Source organism: Kitasatospora sp. NPDC001119 (genome assembly GCF_053598475.1).
In genome coordinates this window covers 34,871-55,351 of sequence record NZ_JBSFKI010000034.1, presented here as the reverse complement: position 1 = coordinate 55,351, position 20,481 = coordinate 34,871, and the positions used below count along the sequence as shown (strand labels likewise).

The 20,481-nt window shown below is 75.6% G+C and carries 15 protein-coding genes; 9 read left to right on the top strand and 6 right to left on the bottom strand.

The genetic code is table 11. From position 1 onward, the window contains the following. Positions 1–11: 11 nt before the first annotated feature. Positions 12–1,349, bottom strand: coding sequence for an outer membrane protein assembly factor BamB family protein (locus ACWDD9_RS33310; RefSeq protein ID WP_449813651.1), 1,338 nt, complete (start codon positions 1,347–1,349; stop codon positions 12–14). Between the two features lie 104 nt (positions 1,350–1,453). Next, positions 1,454–1,780 carry a DUF4326 domain-containing protein gene (locus ACWDD9_RS33305; protein ID WP_449813650.1) on the bottom strand — a complete coding sequence of 109 codons (327 nt, stop codon included), beginning with the start codon at positions 1,778–1,780 and terminating at the stop codon, positions 1,454–1,456. Between the two features lie 93 nt (positions 1,781–1,873). Here ACWDD9_RS33305 and ACWDD9_RS33300 point away from each other — a divergent pair, with 93 nt between their 5' ends. From ACWDD9_RS33300 to ACWDD9_RS33275, 6 genes are all read left to right on the top strand, one after another. Then, complete coding sequence (locus ACWDD9_RS33300; protein WP_449813649.1) at positions 1,874–4,381, top strand: SpoIIE family protein phosphatase; 2,508 nt, start codon at positions 1,874–1,876, stop codon at positions 4,379–4,381. 147 nt (positions 4,382–4,528) lie between these two features. Continuing rightward, positions 4,529–6,229 carry a sensor histidine kinase gene (locus tag ACWDD9_RS33295; protein WP_387974066.1) on the top strand — a complete coding sequence of 567 codons (1,701 nt, stop codon included), beginning with the start codon at positions 4,529–4,531 and terminating at the stop codon, positions 6,227–6,229. A gap of 149 nt (positions 6,230–6,378) precedes the next feature. Then, positions 6,379–7,047 (top strand): response regulator transcription factor, encoded by a 669-nt coding sequence (locus ACWDD9_RS33290; RefSeq protein WP_049652130.1) that lies wholly within the window; start codon positions 6,379–6,381, stop codon positions 7,045–7,047. 556 nt (positions 7,048–7,603) lie between these two features. Further along, complete coding sequence (locus ACWDD9_RS33285; protein ID WP_449813648.1) at positions 7,604–8,335, top strand: LysM peptidoglycan-binding domain-containing protein; 732 nt, start codon at positions 7,604–7,606, stop codon at positions 8,333–8,335. 274 nt (positions 8,336–8,609) lie between these two features. Continuing rightward, positions 8,610–9,374, top strand: coding sequence for an SDR family NAD(P)-dependent oxidoreductase (locus tag ACWDD9_RS33280; RefSeq protein WP_198959499.1), 765 nt, complete (start codon positions 8,610–8,612; stop codon positions 9,372–9,374). A gap of 176 nt (positions 9,375–9,550) precedes the next feature. Further along, positions 9,551–10,147, top strand: coding sequence for a TIGR03086 family metal-binding protein (locus ACWDD9_RS33275; RefSeq protein WP_049652127.1), 597 nt, complete (start codon positions 9,551–9,553; stop codon positions 10,145–10,147). A gap of 12 nt (positions 10,148–10,159) precedes the next feature. On the opposite strand, the gene ACWDD9_RS33270 is transcribed toward ACWDD9_RS33275, so the two are convergent. The 3 genes from ACWDD9_RS33270 to ACWDD9_RS33260 all read right to left on the bottom strand — a co-directional run bounded on the left by ACWDD9_RS33270 (position 10,160) and on the right by ACWDD9_RS33260 (position 14,428). Beyond that, positions 10,160–11,317, bottom strand: coding sequence for an alpha/beta hydrolase (locus ACWDD9_RS33270; RefSeq protein WP_449813647.1), 1,158 nt, complete (start codon positions 11,315–11,317; stop codon positions 10,160–10,162). 151 nt (positions 11,318–11,468) lie between these two features. Continuing rightward, complete coding sequence (locus tag ACWDD9_RS33265; RefSeq protein WP_049652133.1) at positions 11,469–11,936, bottom strand: (2Fe-2S)-binding protein; 468 nt, start codon at positions 11,934–11,936, stop codon at positions 11,469–11,471. A 35-nt stretch (positions 11,937–11,971) separates the two neighbouring features. Continuing rightward, entirely contained in the window at positions 11,972–14,428 is a 2,457-nt protein-coding gene (locus ACWDD9_RS33260) for a molybdopterin cofactor-binding domain-containing protein (RefSeq protein WP_449813646.1), read from the bottom strand. Between the two features lie 468 nt (positions 14,429–14,896). Here ACWDD9_RS33260 and ACWDD9_RS33255 point away from each other — a divergent pair, with 468 nt between their 5' ends. The 3 genes from ACWDD9_RS33255 (at position 14,897) to ACWDD9_RS33245 (ending at position 19,263) form a co-directional block, all read left to right on the top strand. Next, on the top strand, positions 14,897–16,174 hold the full coding sequence (locus ACWDD9_RS33255) for an MFS transporter (RefSeq protein ID WP_074005760.1): 1,278 nt from the start codon (positions 14,897–14,899) through the stop codon (positions 16,172–16,174). Positions 16,175–16,281: 107 nt separating this feature from the next. Further along, entirely contained in the window at positions 16,282–17,106 is an 825-nt protein-coding gene (locus tag ACWDD9_RS33250; RefSeq protein WP_082345763.1) for a Mut7-C RNAse domain-containing protein, read from the top strand. A 261-nt stretch (positions 17,107–17,367) separates the two neighbouring features. Next, positions 17,368–19,263, top strand: a complete 1,896-nt coding sequence (locus ACWDD9_RS33245; RefSeq protein WP_416875779.1) for a CocE/NonD family hydrolase — start codon at positions 17,368–17,370, stop codon at positions 19,261–19,263. A 76-nt stretch (positions 19,264–19,339) separates the two neighbouring features. On the opposite strand, the gene ACWDD9_RS33240 is transcribed toward ACWDD9_RS33245, so the two are convergent. After that, positions 19,340–20,416, bottom strand: coding sequence for a restriction endonuclease (locus ACWDD9_RS33240; RefSeq protein WP_049652136.1), 1,077 nt, complete (start codon positions 20,414–20,416; stop codon positions 19,340–19,342). Positions 20,417–20,481: the final 65 nt, after the last annotated feature.

Genomic DNA, 20,481 nt, shown 5'->3' with positions numbered 1-20,481 from the left:
GTGGGGGGCGCTCAGTTCAGGGGGAGGGCGTGCAGGACGTCGTCGTGGCCCGCGTAGAGGCGGGTGCCGTCGAACTGGTGGGCCGCGTCGGTGGCGAGGGTCCAGACGTCCTTCCCCGGACCGGAGTCGTGGAAGGTCCACCCCAGCTCGCCGGTCGCGGGGTGGATCGCGCTGACCCCGCCGGCCGCCGTACCCGGGACGAACAGCGTGTCCCTGGCGACCAGCGGACGGCTGCGGCGGTCCAGCGGGAACGGCAGCCGGCAGGACCAGAGCTCCGCGCCGGAGGACAGGTCGAGGCAGCTGACGACGCCCTGGTCCCACGGGACGTACACCCGGCCGCCGTGTTCGAGGGGCGGCAGCGCCCGCCAGGACTCGCCCCGGTGGGGCGCGTAGGTCCAGCCCGGCTCGCCGGCGGGAAGCAGCCTGCGCACGCCGCCGTTGCCGTCCGGGACGAAGAAGCCCCCCGAGCCGGCCACGCACCAGCGCAGGTCCTCCTCACCGGGGGCGGTCCACAGCTCGCGGCCGGTGGCGGCGTCCCGGGCCACCACCTCGGCGCGGCCGCCGAGGAAGCGGAGGCAGGCGAGGAGGCCGCCTCCGATGTGGGTGGCGGGCGTGACCGGCTGCTCCGTCTGCTCGGTGCGGACGGACCAGAGCAGGGAGCGGTCGGTGACCCGCAGCGCGAAGAGGCGGTTCTCCGTCCGGGTGCCGTCGGACCGCGGGCGGCCCCAGGCGTAGCCGTAGAGGATGCCGGGGGCCTGGCGGTCGTAGCCGGCGAGGCGGACCTGCCCCTGGAGCTCGTCGGGCAGCGGCAGGCTCCAGTCGCCGGCCGGGTCGGTGAAGTGCCGGGCGTCGAGGTGGCCCTCGTAGATCGTGAAGAGGTGGTCGGGCCCGACCACCACCTTGCCGAGCACGTCGCCGTCGATGGGCCAGCTGCGGGCGGCCGGCGGGTCGAAGACCAGCAGCCGGGCGGCGGTGCCCTTCTCGTGGTCGAGGACCTGCAGGCCGTTCCTGGAGAGGTAGACCGGGTGGCTCGGCGGGTCGGTGAGGCGCTCCGGGGTCATCGCCTCCGGGCCGCGGTACGTCCAGAGCGGCGTCGGCCCGGACAGCGCGGTCGGGACCGGCCCGGTCGGCCCGGGCGAGGGGAAGGCCCCGCCGACACCCGAACGGCCGAACGCCCAGGCGGCCCCGCCCACCGCGAGCACCCCGGCCCCGAGCAGCAGCCGGCGCCGGCTCGGCCGCGCGCGCTCCCCGCCGCCCGCGATCACGTCCTCGGGGGCCCCGCCGCCGTCCGTCTCCTCGTCCCACTGCCACGCCGTCCCGCTCGCGGGACCCCCGGACGACGACTGCATACGGCTCTCGCTTCCCCACCGGCGGCCCCACGCCGCCACCCGCCCGGAGAATATCGAACAGTCAGCTATGCATACGAAATGGTGGAAGAGGTGGGGAAAGCGGATCACGCAGGCGGGTGGTCGGCGAGGACGGCGAGGACGTCGGCGTGGCAGGGGAGCGGGGCGCACCAGCAGCCGAGGCGGTGGCCGCGCAGGGGTGGGACGAGGGCGAGCAGGTCGGGGTGGGCGAGCAGGTGGGCGCGGTACCTGGCGACCATCTCCTCGCGGGTGAGGTCCGGGCCGGGGCGGTACGGGCAGTGCAGCGGGGACTCGGCGAGGTGCCAGCCGCCGCGGTGCATGGCGCGGCCGACGTAGACGACGTCGCGGTACCCGGGGTCGTCGCGGTGGCCCTTGAGGTTGACCACGGTGGTGCGGCGGGGTTCGCTCGGCATGCCGTCCATGCTGGCGCACGGCGGGCCCCGGGGCAGCCCGGGCCGGTGCGGGCTCGCCTTGACACCGGTGCGGGCCGGGCGTAGCAAAAGAGCATGCGCCATCCGCACGCGACCGGCCCGGACCGGCCGCCGGAGCCCGGGGCCGGCGCGGAGACCGGCCGGGCGGCCCCGCCGTCCGTCCGGGAGACGGCCCGGCGGGCGGACCACCGGCGCGACGAGCTGCTCGCCCTGGCCGCGCGCCGGGTACTGGAGTCGACCGGGGCGTACGGCTCGCTGGTGTACCTGCGCTCGCGGGACCGCCGCTCGCTGGTGCTGCGCACCATCGCGGGCGTGCCGCTGTCGGTGATGGGCCCGTTCCGGCGGGTGGCCGCCGCGGGGCCGCTGCCGGTCGCGGTCGCCTTCCGGACCGGGCGCGCCGTCGTCCTCACCGACGCCGAGGACACCATGCGGCGCTTCCCGCAGCTCGCGGTCGGCCTGCCGTACGACTTCGTCTCCGCCTGCGAGCCGGTGGGGCGCGGCGTGGAGCGGTTCGGGGTGCTGACCGCGCTGTGGCCGGCCTCGGACGAGGGGGTGGCGGCGCCGGCGGCCCGGCGGCTGGCCGAGGCGGCCGCCCAACTGGCCGACGGCCTGGCCGGGTTGGCGGAGTCCGGGCAGTCGGTGGAGCCGGGCTGCGAGGCGGCCGTGGTGGAGCTGCCGCCGCCGTCGGTGCCGACCACCCGGGTCGGGCTGTTCGACTGGGACGTGGCCACCGGGTCGCTCGCCGCCGACACCCAGTTCCTGGAGATCTTCGGCTTCGGACCCGGGGAATTCGACGGCACGGTGGCCGCCCTGGGCCGTCGCGTCGCCCCCGGCGACCTGCCCGGGTTCCGGGCCGCCGCCCGGATCGCGCTGGAGCGCGGCGAGGTGCTGGCCGCCCGGGTCCGGGTGCTCGGCCCGGACGGCCTGCCGTACCCGGTGGAGCTGTGGGCCCGGGTGCCCCGGGCGATCTCCGACGGCCGGACCCACCTGGTCGGCGCGGTGCTGGACCTCCGGAGCCTGACCGCCGCCGCGGCCGCCGTCGACCGGCTGCCCGAGGGCGTGTTCGCGCTCGACCAGGACGGCCGGATCGGCTACGCCAACCGCGCCGTCGAGCCGCTGCTCCGGGCCCGCCGCGAGGACCTGGTCCACCGCCCCCCGTGGGAGGCGCTGCCCTGGCTCGCCGACCCCTTCTACGAGAACCGCTACCGCGCCGCCCAGCTCTCCCAGCGGCCCACCGCCTTCCTGGCCGCCCGACCGCCGGACGGCTGGCTCGCCTTCTCGCTCTACCCGGACCCGCACGGCGTCACCGCCCGGGTGGTCGCGGCCGAGGCCCCGCCCGGCGCCGCCGAGCCGGCCGCCGTCCCGCCGCCGCCCGCCGCCCGCACGGGGATGGGCGGCACCCACCACCTGCTCCAACTGGCCAGCGCGCTCACCGAGGCGGTCACCGTCCGGGACGTCTGCCGGGCGGTGGCCGAGGAACTCCTGCCGGCCTTCGGCGGCCAGGAGCTCGCCATCTACGCGGTGCGCGAGCAGCGGCTGCACCTGCTCTCGCAGACCGGCTACCCGGACGGCTTCCTGGACGCCTTCGAGGGCATCCCGATGGACACCCGGGTGCCCGGCGCGGAGACGCTCCGCACCGGCACCCCGGTCTTCTTTGAGTCGGTGCGCGAACTCGCCGCCACCTACCCCGGCCTGGCCCTGGACGAGATGGGCGCCTGGGCCTTCCTGCCGCTGATCGCCTCCGGCCGTCCGGTCGGCACCTGCATCGTCGGCTTCGACCCGCCGCGCCCGTTCACCGTGGAGGAGCGCGGCCTGTTCACCGCGCTCGGCGGCTTCATCGCCCAGGCCCTGGAGCGCGCCCGGCTGTACGACGCCGAGTTCGCCCTGGCCCGCGGCCTGCAGCAGGCGCTGCTGCCGCACCGGCTGCCCGAGGTGCCCGGCATCCGGATCACCGCCCGCTACCTGCCCGGCACCCAGGGCATGGAGATCGGCGGCGACTGGTACGACGCGATCGTCACCGGCGGGGACGTCACCCTGGTGATCGGCGACGTCGAGGGCCACAGCGTCGGCGCGGCCGCCACGATGGGACAGCTGCGCAGCGCCGTGCGCGCCTTCGCCACCGGTGGCGACCCGCCCGACGAGGTGCTCGCCCGCACCAACCGGCTGCTGCTCGACCTCGACCCCGGGCTGCTCGCCAGCTGCTGCCTGGTCCGGCTCACCCCGGCCGTCGGGCTCGGCCGGATCGCCCGGGCCGGGCACCTCCCGCCGGTGCTGCGCCACCCCGGCGGGCGGGCCGAGGCGCTGTACGTCCCGGGCGGGCCGCTGCTCGGGGTGGACGAGCGGGCCGACTACCCGGTCAGCGACCTGCGGCTGGGCAGCGGGGCAGTGCTCGCCCTGTACACCGACGGGCTGGTGGAGGACCCGGCGGTGGCGATCGACCAGGGCGTGGACCGGCTGCGGGCCGCGCTGGCCCGGGCGGTGGCGGGGGAGGGACTGGAGCAGGCGGCCGAGCGGCTGCTGCGCGAGGTCGGCTCCGCCCGCCGGGTGGACGACGTGGCGCTGCTGCTCACGGCCTTCGGCTGAGCGGCCGCGCCGTTCGGACCCGGCGGCCGTGCCGTGCGGACCGGGCGGGCAGGCCACCGGGACGGGGCCGACCAGGCGACTTTCGTCGGCGGGGGCGGCGACGAAGGAGGACGGCGGATGACCCGGCCGGACCGATAGCCTCGACGGGTGGAAGCGATCGCGCGGGCCTGGAACACGGCGGTACGGACGGCGCTGCCGGGGCCCTGGCGGCCCCGGCGGGTCGTGGGCGAGGCACTGCTCGCCCTGATGATGGGCGGCTTCGCCGCGCTGATGGAGCTGCTCTCCAACACCGGCCAGGCGGTGCTCGTCGGCGTCGGGGTCGCGGTGGCGTGGGTGCTGCGCAAGGGCCTGCCGGCCACCGTGCTGGTCGTCGTCGCGGCCGCCGCCGGCTGGGCGGTCGGCCCGATCCCGATGCTGGTCTGCGCGGGCTGGACGGCCGGGGCGCGGATCCGCCGGGTCTGGTCGCTGGTCGGCACCTTCGTGGTGGGCTGGGCGCTGTTCACCATGACGGGCGTGCTGAAGGAGGGCGCCTCGTTCTCGCCGAAGCTGCTGCTGCCGCTGTCGTTCGGGGCCTTCCTGGTGGTGGCCGTGCTGCCCGCGCTCTACGGCCGCTACCGGGCGCAGCGCCGCGCCCTGCTGGACGCGCTGCGCGAGCGCAACGAGCAGCTGCTGCGCGAGCGGGTCATGGTGGTGCACCAGGCGCGGCTGCGCGAGCGGCACCGGATCGCCCAGGACATGCACGACAGCCTGGGCCACCAACTGGCACTGATCTCGGTGCACTCGGGCGCGCTGGAGGTGGACCGGACGCTCACCGACCGGCAGCGCGAGGCGGTCGGGGTGCTGCGGCAGGCGGCGGTCGCGGCGATGCGCGAGCTGCGCGAGGTGGTCGGGGTGCTGCACGACGAGTCGACGGCGGTGCCGGCCACCGCCCCGGCGGCCGCCGGGGTGCCCACCGCCGGGTCGGCGGCCACCGGGGCGGGTGCCGGGGCGCCGGCCCGGGGCGGGGTGGACGGGATCGAGGGGCTGGTGGAGTCCTCCCGGGCGGCGGGGGCCGGGATCGACCTGACCGTGGAGGGGGAGCGGCGTCCGCTGGCGGCCGCCGTCGACCACGCGGCGTACCGGATCGTGCAGGAGGCGCTCACCAACGCGCACAAGCACGCCCCCGGCGCGCCGATCGGCGTCGCGCTGCGGTACGAGCCGGACGCGCTGGTGGTGGAGGTCACCAACGCCCGCGCGCCGGAGCTCGTGGGGGCACGCGTCGGGGTGGGCGCGGCCGTCAGCGGCGGTCAGGGGCTGACCGGCCTGCGGGAGCGCGCCCGGTTGGTCGGCGGCATGGTGCACGCCGGGCCCACGCCGGAGCAGGGCTTCCGGCTGGCGGCGGTGCTCCCCTATGAAGGGGAGGAGCAGGACGCGGCGGCGGACGGGGCCGAGGACTGGATGCTGGACGGCCTGCCGCCCGTCGAGGAGCCGGAGCGCAAGCGGCGCAGTCCGGCGATGGGCTGCGCCCTCGGGGTGGTCGCGATCGCGGTGACCGTGCTCGGCCTGGCGGTCTGGGGCGTGGTCGCCTTCGTCAAGGGCACCAACGACGCGACCGTGCAGCAGCCGATGTACGACCAGATCAGGGTGGGCACCGCCGAGTCCGAGGTGCTGCAGACGCTGCCGCGCGGCAACGACTTCATCACCGACACGTATAAGGGGACAGGGCCCGAGATCCCGGAGGGCGCGCACTGCCGCTGGTTCGCCCTGAACGGGGCGCCCGGCGCCGGCTGGAACGAGGAGCACGTGGCGCGATTCTGCTTCCGGGACGGGGCACTGGTGGAGAAACAGGAGTACGTGATCAGCGGTTGAGTGCCCCCGTGCGCGGGCGGGTGCCCCGGCCGGGCGGGCCGGGCCGGTTTCGGATCACGGTGGTCCGGATCGGGGTGGTTCGGAACGGTCCTGCCGGGATGTGAGGATGGTGCCGCAGCCCACAGCACCGTTCGAGGGGAATGACCAGCGTGATCCGAGTCCTCGTCGCCGACGACGAGCCGCTGATCCGGGCCGGAATCAGGATGATCCTCGGTTCCGCCGAGGACATCGAGGTGGTCGCGGAGGCCGCCGACGGGCGGGAGGCGCTGGAGCTCGCGCGGGCGCACCGGGTGGACGTGGTGCTGCTGGACATCCAGATGCCGGTGATGGACGGGCTGACGGCGCTCGGGGAACTGGCGAAGGTCGCCCCCGGCGCGCGGGCGCTGATCCTCACCACCTTCGGGGAGCGCGAGAACGTCCTGCGCGCCGTGACCGAGGGCGGTGCCGGCTTCCTGCTCAAGGACACCGCACCGCACGAGCTGATCCAGGCCGTCCGGGCGGCGGCGGGCGGGAACGCCTTCCTCTCGCCGGCCGCGACCCGGCACATCGTCGACTCGCTGGCTTCCGGGCGCAGCGCCTCGCTGGCCGCCCGCGCCGTCGCGGCGCGGCGTCGGCTGGAGGTGCTCACCCCGCGCGAGCTGGAGGTGTTGGCCCTGCTCGGAGAGGGTCTGTCCAACGCCGACGCGGGGGCGCGGATCCACATGAGCGAGGCGACGGTGAAGACCTACGTCAGCCGGATCCTGGCCAAGCTGGGCTGCGACAACCGGGTCCAGGCGGCGCTGTTGGCGCGGGACGCGGAGCTCGACGGCCGTCGCTGAGGGTGTTCGCGTGGTCGCCGTACGTGTCGGGCGTGACGGATGCCACTCGACGGCGGCGCGGAACCGGGAACTCCGGGTGCGGTGGTGACGGTGCGTCAGCTGACGGTTCCTCCGCGTGGATGGTGTGACGGCTTTCTCGGGCGGACAGGTGTGAGTGAGGGCACGGAATTTGACCGTTTGATCTTGGAAATCTGGTCAAAAATGGTCAAATCGGGCATGATTTTTTGACCCGTACCGCCGGTAACAGTCAACTGACCTGCGACGTCGAAGAATTGCTTGCTGCGTCCGGGTGATGCCCCCTAGCTTCATTGGCGGCGCAACGAGCGCCACCCGGGTTCACCCCGACGCACTGCCCGCCGACTGACCCGCGGCGTGAGGGCGGTGCCCGCCGACGAGACCGGCTCGAACAGGCCGTCGGCGTGCGGAGGTGACCGGGGCGGCACGGCACGTCCGACACGTGTCCGGCCGCCCGTCGAGTGAGGTGAGCGAAAGACTGCCGGCCCATGTCCCGGGCCTGGTTCCGCATGCCCACCCGGGACTTGTCGAGAGGAACTGTATGAATCCCCGTCACGAGACCGCCGCTGCCACCGACACCACCGCCACCACCAAGCGCCACCGCGTGCGGATGGCGGTCCTCGCGGGCGCCGCCGTCGCGGCCCTGCCGGTGGCCGGCCTCGTCACGGCCACCTCGGCCTCCGCCGCTACCTCCTCGACCTGGGACGCCGTCGCCCAGTGCGAGAGCGGCGGGAACTGGAGCACCAGCACCGGCAACGGCTTCCACGGAGGACTGCAGTTCAGCCCGTCCACCTGGGCCGCGTACGGCGGGACCGCGTACGCCTCCCAGGCCAACAAGGCGACCAAGGCGCAGCAGATCGCCGTCGCGGAGAAGGTCCTCGCCTCGCAGGGTGCGGGCGCCTGGCCCGTCTGCTCGCAGAGGGCGGGCCTGGGCAAGGGCGGCGCCCCGGCCGTCGCCGACACCTCGGGCGGCACGGCGGCCAAGGCGGCCAAGCCGGCCACGAAGGCCGCCAAGCCCGCGGCCAAGCCCGCCGCCAAGCCGGCGGCCGCTCAGCAGGCGCCCAAGGGGCAGCCCTCGGCCAAGCCGGCGCAGTCCGCGCCGGTCGCGCCGAAGAACACCGCCGCGGGCGGCTACACCGTCAGGAGCGGTGACACCCTGAGCGACATCGCGGCCAAGTTCGGCACCGACACGGACAGCCTGTACCAGAAGAACCTGCGCACCATCGGCGGTGACCCGGACCTGATCTTCCCGGGCCAGACGCTGACCGTCTGACCGACTGACGGCTGTCCGACCGTCCGAGCGGCCGCCCCCATCAGGGCGGCCGCTCGGCCGGTCCCGGCGCGTTCGCGGTCCGTTCCCGGGGGCCCCGGGCCGGGCGGCCGGCGGTCGGACCGCACCACCGGTGGTCGGCGCACACGCCGGGGCACGGGAGCACGTCGCGACTTGGTTGAACGTTGAACGCAACGTCCGAATACCGCCGGAGGTTTGAAGGTCCCCGGGCCAGGATCGAGTCATGTCCGAGATCGGAACGAGGAGTTCTGGAGATATGACGATGAACGGTGCGGCAGTGCTCGACAGCCTCGACGGCAAGGTGGCCCTGGTGACCGGCGGCAGCCGGGGGATCGGGGCGGCGGTCGCCCTGCGGCTCGCCGAGGACGGCGCCCACGTGGTGCTGACCTACCAGGGCGGCGCGGAGCGGGCCGAGGAGGTCGCCGCGAAGATCACCGCGATGGGGCGGACCGGCTGGGCCGTACGGGCGGACAGCGCCGACCCGGAGGCGGTGCGGGGCGTGGTCGAGGCCGTCGTCGAGCGGTTCGGGAGGCTGGACGTCCTGGTGAACAACGCGGGCGTCGGCGTCCTCGGCCCGATCGGCGACCTCACGCTGGAGGATGTCGACCGGGTCCTGGAGGTGAACGTCCGGGCACCCTTCCTGTACGCCCGGGCGGCCTCCGCGCACCTGACCGAGGGCGGGCGGATCGTCAACCTCGGCAGCTGCATAGCCCAGCGCGTCGCCTTCCCCGGCGCCACGCTGTACGGGACCAGCAAGGCCGCGCTGATCGGCCTGACCAAGGCGCTGGCCCGGGAGCTCGGGCCGCGCGGGATCACCGCCAACCTGGTCCACCCGGGGCCGATCGACACCGACATGAACCCGGCCGGCGGCCCCGCGGCGGAGGGCCAGCGCGAGCTCACCGCGCTCGGCCGCTTCGGCACCGGCGCGGAGGTCGCCGCCGCGGTCTCCTACCTGGTCGGCGAGGGCGGCCGGTACGTCACCGGCGCCGAGCTGGCGGTGGACGGCGGCTTCGCCGCCTGACGCGGGTTCGACGGCAGGCCCCCGGGGCGTGTCCCGCAGGCCCGGCAGGGATCCGCGGGGCGCGCCCCGGGCGGCGGCGGGCCCGGTGTCGCGCCGGGCGGTTGTCGGCGCACGCGCTTACGATCGCCCGGCACGACCCGTGCTCCCGGACCGGGACCCGTACCGAGAGGTGTGCCATGACCGCAGCGGAAGACCCGATCGGGCTGCTCGCCCGGGCGCTCGCGCAGACCGCCGGGCTGATCGACGGCACCGGCGTCGAGCTGGCCGGCCACCCGACGCCCTGCCGCTCCTGGGACGTCGGCGACCTGGTCAGCCACCTCCTGCACGACCTGCGGCAGTTCACCGTCCGGGCGAAGGGCGGGCAGCCGGACTGGTCGCAGCCCTTCGAACGGGTCGAGGAGGACTGGCTGCACGCCTTCGAGGCCGGGGCGGAGGAGCTGGTCGACGCCTGGCGCGCGGCCGGCGACCTCGGCGGCACCCTGGAGGTCCCCGGCGTCGGCACCCTCCCGGCCCGCTTCCCGGTGGACCAGCAGACCACCGAATTCGCCGTCCACGGTTGGGACTTGGCCCATGCCACCGGCCAGTCCACCGAGGGCCTGGACCACGAGGTCGCGCTCGCCGCGCTCGCCTGGGCGACCGGCGCGCTCAAACCCGGGTACCGGGGCGCCGAGGAGGAGCGGCACGCCTTCGGGCCCGCCGTCGACGTCCCCGAGGACGCCCCGGCGTACGACCGGCTCGCCGCCTTCTTCGGCCGCGACCCGGCGGCTACCTGACGGGGTCGGCGCCTACCGGCGGCTCCAGCGGAACTCGATCTCCGGGTGGCGCGGGGACGGGGCGTCGAGGAGCGGGGCAGGGCGGTCGCGGAGGAAGTGGTCGGCGAAGGCCCGGACGTAGGTGCGGGTGAGTGCGGTGGCGCGGGCGGGGGCGATGGTGCCGAGCAGGGCGGCGTAGAGCTCGGGGGGCAGGTGGCCCGGGAGGTTGCCGGGGACGGCGGCGTGCGGCAGGTCGGTGAAGCTGAAGTGGCCCGCGCCCAGGGTGCGCAGTTGGCGGCCCCAGGCGTGGTGGTGCTCGCGCCAGCGCCGCCAGGTGTCGTGGTCGTCGAGCGAGGTGAGCAGCAGGAACGGCCGGTCCAGCCCGAGCTCCGGGACGGGGGAGCCGAACAGGCCGCCGTCCAGGTCGAGGCCGATCCGGAAGCGCGGGTCCTGGCGCAGCGCCTCGGCGGCCGCGGCTCCGCCCATGGAGTGGCCGAGCACGCCGATCCGGGCCTCGTCGACCCGGAACGGCAGTCGGCCGCCGGTCAGTCGGCCGGTGACGAAGCGCAGGTCGCCGACCCGCGCGGCGATCTCCTCGCGCTCGGCGGCGTCCCAGTCCGGTGGCTCCTCCGACAGGACGCTGCGCACCAGCCGGCCGTCCGGGAACTCGACGGCGGCGGCGTCGTAGGTGTGGTCGAGAGCCGCGACGAGGTAGCCGTGCGCGGCCAACTCCTCGGCCAGAGCAGTGCAGTTGCTGCGCCCGCCCTTGCGGCCGTGGCCGAGCAGCAGCAGGGGGAGCGGCCCGGGGTGGGCGGGCGCGCCGGCGCGGGCGGTGGGGCGGACCAGGCCGAGGGTGCCCGGGTCCAGCGGCAGGGCCTGTTCGATCACGGCCGCGACCCGGGGGGTGGTGTAGGGCGCGAGGGGCCGGCCGGCGGTGCCGCGCGCCGGGTACCAGAGCTGGACCATCAGCTCGCGCGGGCCGGGCGTGGGCGCGAAGGGGTCGAGCCGGTCGTGGTCGACCAGGTGCAGGCTGGTGGTGCCGACCGGCCGGCCGACGGTGGGCGCGGGGAGGTCGATGGTGCGCGGCGGGGCGGTCGGAGCGACCGGCGCGGCGAGGGCGGGCGCGGCGGGCAGCAGGGCGGCGGTCCCGCCCAGGCCCGTGAGGGCGAGCAGTGAACGGCGCCTGATCATGCGTCATCCTTGCCGGCTCGGCGACGGGGTCCGGTCAGCCTAGGTGGTCTGGACCGGTGGCGCCAGGGTTCGGACCGGCAGCGGGACCGAACCCGAATCCGAAGCCGAACCCGGGCCCAGGGCCCAGGGCCCAGGGCCCAGGGCCCAGGGCTCAGGGCTTGGCGCCCTGCCGGGTGGCGGCCTGCTTGATCGCCTCGCGGATGCGCGGGTACGTGCCGCAGCGGCAGATGTTCTGGATCTGGTCGATGTCCGCGTCCGTCGGGTTCGGGGTGCGGCGCAGCAGGGCGACGGCGGTCATGATCTGGCCCGGCTGGCAGAAGCCGCACTGGGCGACGTCGCAGGCGAGCCAGGCCTCCTGGACGGGGTGGAGCACCTCGCCGTCGGCCAGGCCCTCGATGGTGGTGACGGTGTGGCCCGCGCAGTCCTTGACGGAACGGGTGCAGGGCTGGAACTCCTGGCCGTCCAGGTGGCTGGTGCAGGCGCGGCAGACGCCCACCCCGCAGCCGTACTTGGGGCCGGTGACGCCGAGCTTGTCGCGCAGCACCCAGAGCAGGGGCATGTCGTCCGGGGCCTCGACGGTCACGGGCTGCCCGTTGAGGACGAAGGTGTGGCTGGGCATGGGGGTCGCGGTTCCTCGGCTGGCTCGGCTGGTGGTCAGAAGTTGATCGGGAAGGAGCGCGGGCTGGTGCCGGTCGCGCGGGCGTAGGCGTTGGCGACGGCGGCGGAGGCGGCCGGGACGCCCAGCTCGCCCGCGCCGCCGGGCGGTCCGCTCGGCGGCATCAGGTGGATCTCGACCACCGGCGGGGTGTGCCGCTGCCGGGCGTAGTGGAAGTCGCCGTAACTGCCTTCCCGGAAGGCGCCGTTGTCCAGGTGGTTGCCGGCCTGGAGGATCACCGAGATGCCGTCGACCAGCGCGCCGGTGAGCTGGGCCTCCAGGCCCGTGGGGTTGATCACCCGGCCGACGTCGGCGACGACGACGGCCTTGGTGACCCGGGGGTTGGCGCGGTCGGTGGCGTCCAGCTCGACCAGGTAGGCGACGCAGGCGCTGTGCTCGTCGTGGTAGCCGATGCCCTGGGCCTGGCCGGGGGGCATCGGGCGGCCCCAGCCGCCCCGCTTGGCGAGCTCGTCCAGCACCGCCCGCCCGGTGGCGCTGCGCATCCGGTCGCGGCGGAAGGCGAGTTCGTCCTGGCCCATCCGGCGGGCGAGTTCGTCCATCATGATCTCGTCGGAGACCCGGACGGTGCCGGAGTAGACGGAGCGCCAGCTGCCGGTGTGCAGTTCCAGCGGCACCTCGGCGAGCAGCTGGTTGGTCACCCCGACGTCGTACGGGATCTTCTCGGTGAGCAGGAAGAACAGCTCGGCGCCGGTGAGCCCGGCCAGCGGGAGCTTGTAGCCGGCGGCGGTGAACATGTCGCCGAGGCCGTGTCCGAGGTCGGTGCGGACGCCCGCCACGTGGTGCTCCCAGCTGAACACCTGGCCGAGGCCGTAGGTGGCCCGGACGATGTGGTGGCTGGCGGGGCGCATCCGGCCGTGGCGCATGTCGTCGTTGCGGGTCCACATCAGCTTGACCGGGCGGCCGGCGGCCTTGGAGACCTGGGCGGCCTCCAGGGCGGCGTCGAAGAACAGCCGGCGGCCGAACGAGCCGCCGCCGCGCACCACGTGGACGGTGACGGCGTTCGTCGGCAGGCCGAGTTCGGCGGCGATGGTGCCCTGGGCGAGGATCGGGCTCTGCGCGGCGAACCACAGCTCGGCCCGGTTCGGCCGGACGTCGGCGACGGCGGTGAGCACCTCCATCGGGGCGTGGTTGACGAAGGCGAAGTCGAACTCGCCCTCCAGCCGGTGGGAGAGCAGCGGCGGCGGGAGGGACGGCAGGTGGGCGGCGCGCAGCCGGGACCGTACGTCGGCGTCGGACAGGCCGGCGACCGGCCCCGGGTTCCAGGTGGTGCGCAGTGCGTCGCGGGCCTTGAGCGCCTGGTCGAAGGTCTCGGCGAGGACGGCGACGCCGGTCGGGATCCGCACCACCCCGAGGACTCCGGGCATGGCGCGGGCGGCGGAGGCGTCCAGGGACTTGAGGGTGCCGTTGACGGTGGTCGGGCGGGCGACCACGGTGGGCACGGCGCCCGGGACGTCGAGGTCCCCGGCGTACTTGGCACGGCCGGTGACGATGTCGCGGGCGTCGATCCGGCCGGTCGGCCGGCCGACCAGGCGCAGCTGGTCGGGGGTCTTGGGGAGGGCCGGGACGGCGGGGGCGGCGACGGTGGCCGCCTCGGCGGCGAGGTCGCCGTAGCCGAGCCGGCGGCCGTCGGGGGCGAGGACGGCGGAGTCGGCGGTGCGCAGGGTGGGCGCGGGAACGTTCCAGCGCCTGGCGGCGGCGGTCACCAGCCGGGCCCGGGCGGCGGCGGCCGCGGCGCGGACCGGGTCGTACAGCGAGCGGATCGAGTTGGAGCCGCCGGTCAGCTGGTTGAAGAGCAGTTCGGGGCGGGCGTCGGAGAGCGGGACGTCGACGTCGGAGAGCCGGGCGTCGAGCTCCTCGGCGACGATGACGGCGATCGCGGTGGTGAGGCCCTGGCCGACCTCCAGCCGGGGCAGGTGCAGCACGGCGCGTCCGGCGGGGGTGACTTCGAGGACCAGCAGGTGGGCGGTCGGCAGCCCGGCGATGATCATCGCGTCGCCGAGGTCGACGATGTCCGGGATGCCGGGCAGGCCGATCAGCTGCTGGGGGAGGGCGGTCTCGCGGACCGGCACGGCGGCCGCGGCGGGGGACGGGACGGGGCGCGGGGCGGCCTGTGCGGTGGCGGGTGCGACGGCGTCGGCGCCGAGGCGGGCGCCGACGGTGAGGGTGGGCGCGGCCAGCAGGTAGGTGAGGAAGCGCCGGCGGCGGGTGCCCTCCGGGCCCGGGGCGTCCGGGTCGGCCGGAGCGCCGGCGGTGCCCGGGGCGTCCGTGGCAGCAGCCGTACCGTGCGGGTGCCCGGCGTCGCGCGGTCGGCCGTTGGAGTCCGAGGGGGCGAGGGAGGTGCTGATGGGAGGACACCCTTCGGGCCGGAGACGGCGACGGAACGGGCGGGCGGGGCGGCCCCGGGCCGGTGCCGGATCGCGAACGCCGTTGAGCATAAAAGGAGGCTACTGACGGGTCAACACGGTCAAAGTTGGCCCTTGGTCGGCCCGATCACGGTTGTGCGGCGGTCGGCGGGAGCGGAGTCGGAGCGGGTACGGACGGCGCTTCGGAGCTGCGGGCGGGGCCGGGGCAGGGCCGCCGGGACGGGCTCGGAGGCGCCAACTGGCGCCCCTCGCACGCGGGTTCAGGGGTCGGTCGACGGTGCGGCGGCAGGGGGAATTGGCCCAGGAAATTCCTTGATCACTGGACCGTTCCACTGGGCCGGTTCTTCCGTAGGCTGGGGGCGCACCCGAACCGGCGGTTGCGAGGACCGACTCCGCGCGCCGCCCGTCCGGGGGCCGCGAACAAGGGTGACGGTCCGTGAGGCGTTTACGGCCGCGGGGCGTTGACGGCCCTGGGGCGCGTGCGGGTGACCGCCCGGACGCCTCCGGCCGGTGGCGCCCGCGAACGAGTGAAGGAGGGGCATGCCGTCCGACCGAACCGCCCGTTGGGGTGCCCTGCCGCCCGCCGGGCCCCAGCGGACCCTCGCGGCCGCCCAGTTGGCCGCCGCCGTGGGCGACGGCGCGTACTACACCTGCTCCGCCCTCTACTTCACCCGGGTGGTCGGGATGTCCCCGACCGCCCTCGGGCTCGGCCTCACCCTCGCCTGGGCGCTCGGTTCCCTCGCCGGTGTCCCGCTCGGACACCTCGCCGACCAGCGGGGCCCGCGCCGCACCTCGATGGCGCTCGCGCTCGGCACGGCGGCCGTGGTCGCCGCCTTCCTGGTGATCCGCTCCTACCCGCTGTTCTTGCTCGCGGTCTGCCTCTACGCCACCGCGCAGTCCGGCCTGACCGCCGCCCGGCAGGCGCTGGTCGCCGCCCTGGTGCCGCCCGCGCAGCGGACCGCGCTGCTCGCCCACATCCAGTCGACCCTCAACGGCGGACTGGCCGTCGGCGCGGCGATCGGCGGCATCGCGCTCAGCGTCGGCACCCGCGCCGCCTACCTGGCCGCCTTCGCCGTCACCGCGCTCGGCTTCCTGATCGGCGCGCTGGTCCTGCGGCGGCTGCCCGAAGCCCCGCCCGCGACCGGGCCGTCGGACGCCGGGCCGCGCCTGGCCGTGCTGCGCGACCGCCGGTATGCCGCCGTCACCGCGGTCAACGCCGTCCTGCTGCTGCGGATGCCGCTGCTCAGCCTGATCATCCCGCTCTGGATCGCCGCGCGCGCCCCCGGGATCGGCTGGCTCGGCTCGGCGCTGTTCGTGCTCAACACCCTCGCGGTGCTGGCCTTCCAGGTCCGGGCGGCCCGCGGCATCACCGGACTGGAACCGGCCGCCCGGGCGGTCCGCTCCGCCGGGCTGCTGCTGCTCGGCTCCTGCGCCGTGTTCGGGCTGTCCGCGCTGGACGTGCCGGTCTGGGCGGTCGGCGCGCTGCTGGTCGCCGCCTCCGTCCTGCAGGTGGCCGGGGAGATGCGGCAGTCGGCCGGCAGCTGGCAGATCGCCTTCGACCTCGCCCCGCCCGGGCGGATCGGCCAGTACCAGGGCTTCTTCGGCACCGGCGTCGCCGTCGCCCGCACCCTCGGACCGTTGCTGCTCACCGCGCTGCTGCTGGAGGGGGGCCTGGCCGGCTGGCTGGTCCTGGGCGGGGTGTTCCTCGCGGCGGGGTACGCGATGGGGCCGGTCGCCCGCTGGGCGGCCCGGGACCGCGGTCACGCGGTGTCGCCGCCGGCGCCCCCGGTGGTGGCGGGAGCGGCGCCGGGGGCCTGACCGTACCGGACGGGAACCCCCAAGGCGGCCCGGGGAGCGTCCAACGGGACCGGACCGGACCGGAAACCCGGTGGTCCCGGGCCGCCGCCCGCTGGCATGCTGGCCGCGTGGACCGACCCCAGATCCAGCTCGACTTCGCCCCCGAGCTGCACCTCTTCGTCTCCGCGCCCCGGCGGGCCGGCCGTACCGCGCTGCGCACCGACGGCGCCTCCACCCTCGGCCACGTCGTCGAGTCCCTGGGGGTGCCGCTCACCGAGGTCGGCGCCCTGCTGGTGGACGGCCGGGCGGTGCCCGACAGCCACGTCCCGGCCGACGGCGAGGAGATCACCGTCCGGGCCGTGGCCAGGCCGCAGCCCTCGCCCGTCCCGGCGCGCTTCCTGCTGGACGTCCACCTCGGCACCCTCGCCCGTCGGTTGCGCCTGCTCGGCGTGGACGCCGCGTACGAGAACCCCGACATCGGCGACGCCGCCCTGGCCGCCCGCTCGGCCGCCGAGCAGCGGATCATGCTCTCCCGCGACCGCGGCCTGCTGCGCCGCCGCGAACTGTGGGCCGGCGCCTACGTCTACAGCCACCGCCCCGCCGAGCAACTGCGCGACGTGCTCTCCCGCTTCGCGCCGCCGCTCGCCCCGTGGAGCCGCTGCACCGCCTGCAACGGCAGGCTGCACCCGGCCACCAAGACCTCGGTGCGCGAGCAGCTGCGGGACGGCACCGAGCGCTCGTACGACGCCTTCGCCCAGTGCGAGGACTGCGGCCAGGCCTACTGGCGCGGCGCCCACCACGCCCGGCTGGAGGCGATCGTCGCCGAGGCGGTGCGCGACTTCGGCCCAGGCCGGGCCGGCGGACCGGGCCAGGAGCCAGGGCCGGTAGGGGAGTTCGGGGAGGTCCACGGGTCCGGGGAGGGCCAGGGCCGGATCGGGGTCGTCTCAGGGTAGCGCGCTCTGGCGGACGGCCCGGCGCCCGTGGTCCCATCGGCGGTGGGGGACGAGACCACGCTACTCACTCGCAGGAGAGAGGCCAGGTCGTCGTATGAGTACTCAGCCAGGGCAACAGCCCTTCCGCACCACGGACACGGGGGTTGCCGCGGTGCCGACCGCCCCGGACGGGGCCGGGGGGTACCCACCGCCGCTGCTCAAGGTATCCGGGACCGACGGTGGGGCACGCCCGGAGGAAGGCCCCCGGAAGGCGACCGTCCGATGAGGCGGGGAGTGCTGCGCCGCCCGCTGGCGGCGCTGGTCGCCGCCGCGGCCGTGCTCGGGCTCTCGGTCGCCCCGGCGGCCGCCGCCGGGCCGTCCGGGCCCGCCGAGCCGCATCTGCGGTCGCGCTACGTGACCATGCCGGACGGGGTCCGCCTCGCCGTCGACGTCTACCTGCCCGAGGGCACCCGGGCCGGCGCCGACCTGCCCACCGTCCTGGTCACCCAGCGCTACTGGCGGGCCAGGGTCAAGGCCGGCCAACCCGGCGGCACCAGTGGCGAGGCCGAGCGGTGGACCGCCCGCGGCTACGCCTACGTGGTCGCCGACCTGCGCGGCACCGGCGCCTCCTTCGGCACCCTCACCTCCGAACTCGGCGCCGACGTGACCGCCGACAGCGGCCCGCTCAGCGACTGGATCGCCGCCCAGCCCTGGTCCAACGGCCGGATCGGCACCACCGGCATCTCCTACGGCGGCGACACCGCGATGCTCGCCACCTCCCTCGGCAACCACCACATCACCGCCGCCGCCCCGATCTCCTACGACTTTGACCCCTACGAGGACCTGGTGCGCCCCGGCGGCCTGCTCATCGAACCCAGGGTCGCCCCGTACGCGCTGCTGCTGCGCATCCTCGACCAGGCCGGCGGCACCACCTGCGAGACGGACGAGGACACCCGGCAGCTCTGCGCGCGCATCGGCCTCACCGGCCTCCAGCCCCGGCCGGTCGACGGGCCCGACGGCCCCGCCCTGCTCGCCGCCGCGCGCGCCGAGCACGCGAACAACGCCAACCTGGTCGAGATGGCGCACTCCGGCGTCCACCGCGACTACCGGGACGGGCCGAAGAGCTGGACGGTCGGCAGCGTCGGCGAGCGGACCGACGCCGTCGAGGCCGGCGGGGTGCCGGTCCTGACCAGGGCCGGCTGGCTCGACGCGGGCACCGCGAACGGGGTGCTCTCCCAGTTCACCGGCCTGTCCAACACCCAGGACGACTGGATCGGCCCGTGGAACCACGGCGCCGGCTGGTTCGCCGACCCGTTCCAGCCCGCCCGCCCGCTCACCGGGCAGGAGCACCAGGAGAACGACCAGCGGGTGCTCGACTTCTTCGACCGCTACGTCCGCGGCGACGCCCGCCCCGACGGCACCCGGCGGGTGCACTACTACACCTTCAACGAGGGCGTCTGGCGCACCACCACCCGCTGGCCGGTGCCCGGCACCCGCACCCGGCGGTTCGACCTCGGCGCGGGCCGCTCGCTCACCGACCACCCGCCCACGGGCCCTTCGTCCGTCGACGGGGCGGACGACCGCCGCGGCGGCTCCGACCAGCTGCTCCTCGACCCGACCGCGGGCACCGGCCCGCTGGACCGCTGGAACACCAACCTCAGCGGCGACGAGGTCAGTTACCCCGACCGCGCCGCCGTCGACGCCAAGCTGCTCGGCTACACCACCGCACCGCTGGGCGCCGACACCCGGGTCACCGGCAACGGCAAGGTCACCCTCGACGTCACCGGCCTGGCGGGTTCGGCCCGCGGCGCCCTGCACGTCTACCTGGAGGACGTCGCGCCGGACGGCCGGGTCACCTATCTGACGGAGGGTCAACTCTCGCTGGCCGACCGGGCGGTGGCGGACCGCTCGGACAATCCCGACTGGCGCCGGCTGCGCACGCCGCGCAGCTACGCGGCCGAGGACGCCGAGGACTTCCCGCAGGGCCGCGCGCAGCGCGTCACCATCGACCTCCAGCCGGTCTCGGTGCTGTTCCGGGCCGGTGAGCGGATTCGGCTCACCGTCGCGGCCGCCAACCCCGACTCCTTCCAGCTGCTCCCGGCCGACGGGAAGGCGGGCTACCGGATCGGCTGGGGCGGCGACCGCGGCTCGGCGCTGGAGCTGCCCGTCGTGCGCTGAGCGGTGCGACGCGGGGCACCCGGTCTCGGCCGGGCGCCCCGCGTCGGCACCTCACCTCACGTCGTGCCGCGCCGGGTCACGCGTCCACGACCTCCAGGCCGTACGCGGTCACGGCCTGCCGCAGCCCGCCCGGGTACCCGGCGAGCGCCGGGGTGAACTCCCAGTCTCCGGAGGGCTCGCGGTCGAACCGGCCGAGCCGCATCGCGGTGTTGGTCTCCGCGCCGTCCGCCAGGTGCACCACGGCCGCGTCCTGTCCGGCGCCGGCCTCCAGGATCAGCGCGGGCCCGGCGAACCCGCCCATGGTGGCCCCGGGGTGGTTCTCGGTGTCGGCGGCGGCGATGACCACCAGCCGGTCGACGTCGGCGGGCAGCGCGTCGAAGTCGACCATCAGGCAGGCGTTCGCGTCGCCGTATCCGGTCACCAGCCGCACCGAACCGTCCGGCGTGGAGCCGTTGTTGTAGAACACCAGGTGGTCGTCGGAGAGCGCCACGTTGCCCCGGCAGACCAGGGCGGCGATGTCGTACTCCTCCTCCCCGGTCCAGTGCAGGAGCAGCCGGGAGGGCTCGGCGGCCACCTCGATCGCGGGCAGTCCGTCCAGGGCGCCGGCCTCGGCGGAGGCCTCGTCCTGGACGGCCGCGAAGACCTCGTGGAAGCCGTGGTGCTTGAGCAGGCCGACCAGCTCGGAGCCGTTCAGCAGGGTGATCGGCTTGCCCGCGACGAACTGGTGCGAGCTGGGGCCGAACCTGCTGGTGGTGACCAGGACGGCCTTGGTCGCGGCCTGGTCGTGGCGCAGCGTCCCGTACAGGTCCCGCACCGCGGTGGGCGCCACCGTGTCCCGGTACCGCTTCACCTGCACGATGACGTTGCCGCCGCGGAACGGGTCGGGGTCGATGCCGCGGACGTCCACCCCGCCGTCCCGGGACCGGGCGGTGAGCTCGACCTTCATGCCCATCGCCTCCATCAGCCGGGCGATGAGGCCTTCGAACTCGACCGGGTCCATCGCCAGCAGGAGCTGGAGTTCGCGGACGCGCCGGGCCATCCGGCCGCGGTTGGCGTTGGTGTCGTCGCGGAGGTGACGGAAGAGCGCGCGCTGGGCGCGGCGTTCGTCGGCGTCGGGGTTGCTGAGGCGGTGGAGCTTCCGGCTCCGGGACATGGGCGTGCCCCCTCTTGCATGGTGACGGCTGTTGCAGGCGTCACCGTAGAGGAATCGTGGACGAA

Excerpts from the sequence above, each read along its gene's own strand:
- ACWDD9_RS33305 (WP_449813650.1), bottom strand. The coding sequence starts at position 1,780 with ATGCCGAGCGAACCCCGCCGCACCACCGTGGTCAACCTCAAGGGCCAC.
- ACWDD9_RS33270 (WP_449813647.1), bottom strand. The coding sequence starts at position 11,317 with ATGATCAGGCGCCGTTCACTGCTCGCCCTCACGGGCCTGGGCGGGACC.
- ACWDD9_RS33285 (WP_449813648.1), top strand. The coding sequence starts at position 7,604 with ATGAATCCCCGTCACGAGACCGCCGCTGCCACCGACACCACCGCCACC.
- ACWDD9_RS33300 (WP_449813649.1), top strand. The coding sequence starts at position 1,874 with ATGCGCCATCCGCACGCGACCGGCCCGGACCGGCCGCCGGAGCCCGGG.
- ACWDD9_RS33245 (WP_416875779.1), top strand. The coding sequence starts at position 17,368 with ATGAGGCGGGGAGTGCTGCGCCGCCCGCTGGCGGCGCTGGTCGCCGCC.
- ACWDD9_RS33240 (WP_049652136.1), bottom strand. The coding sequence starts at position 20,416 with ATGTCCCGGAGCCGGAAGCTCCACCGCCTCAGCAACCCCGACGCCGAC.
- ACWDD9_RS33265 (WP_049652133.1), bottom strand. The coding sequence starts at position 11,936 with ATGCCCAGCCACACCTTCGTCCTCAACGGGCAGCCCGTGACCGTCGAG.
- ACWDD9_RS33310 (WP_449813651.1), bottom strand. The coding sequence starts at position 1,349 with ATGCAGTCGTCGTCCGGGGGTCCCGCGAGCGGGACGGCGTGGCAGTGG.
- ACWDD9_RS33275 (WP_049652127.1), top strand. The coding sequence starts at position 9,551 with ATGACCGCAGCGGAAGACCCGATCGGGCTGCTCGCCCGGGCGCTCGCG.
- ACWDD9_RS33280 (WP_198959499.1), top strand. The coding sequence starts at position 8,610 with ATGACGATGAACGGTGCGGCAGTGCTCGACAGCCTCGACGGCAAGGTG.
- ACWDD9_RS33260 (WP_449813646.1), bottom strand. The coding sequence starts at position 14,428 with ATGCTCAACGGCGTTCGCGATCCGGCACCGGCCCGGGGCCGCCCCGCC.
- ACWDD9_RS33255 (WP_074005760.1), top strand. The coding sequence starts at position 14,897 with ATGCCGTCCGACCGAACCGCCCGTTGGGGTGCCCTGCCGCCCGCCGGG.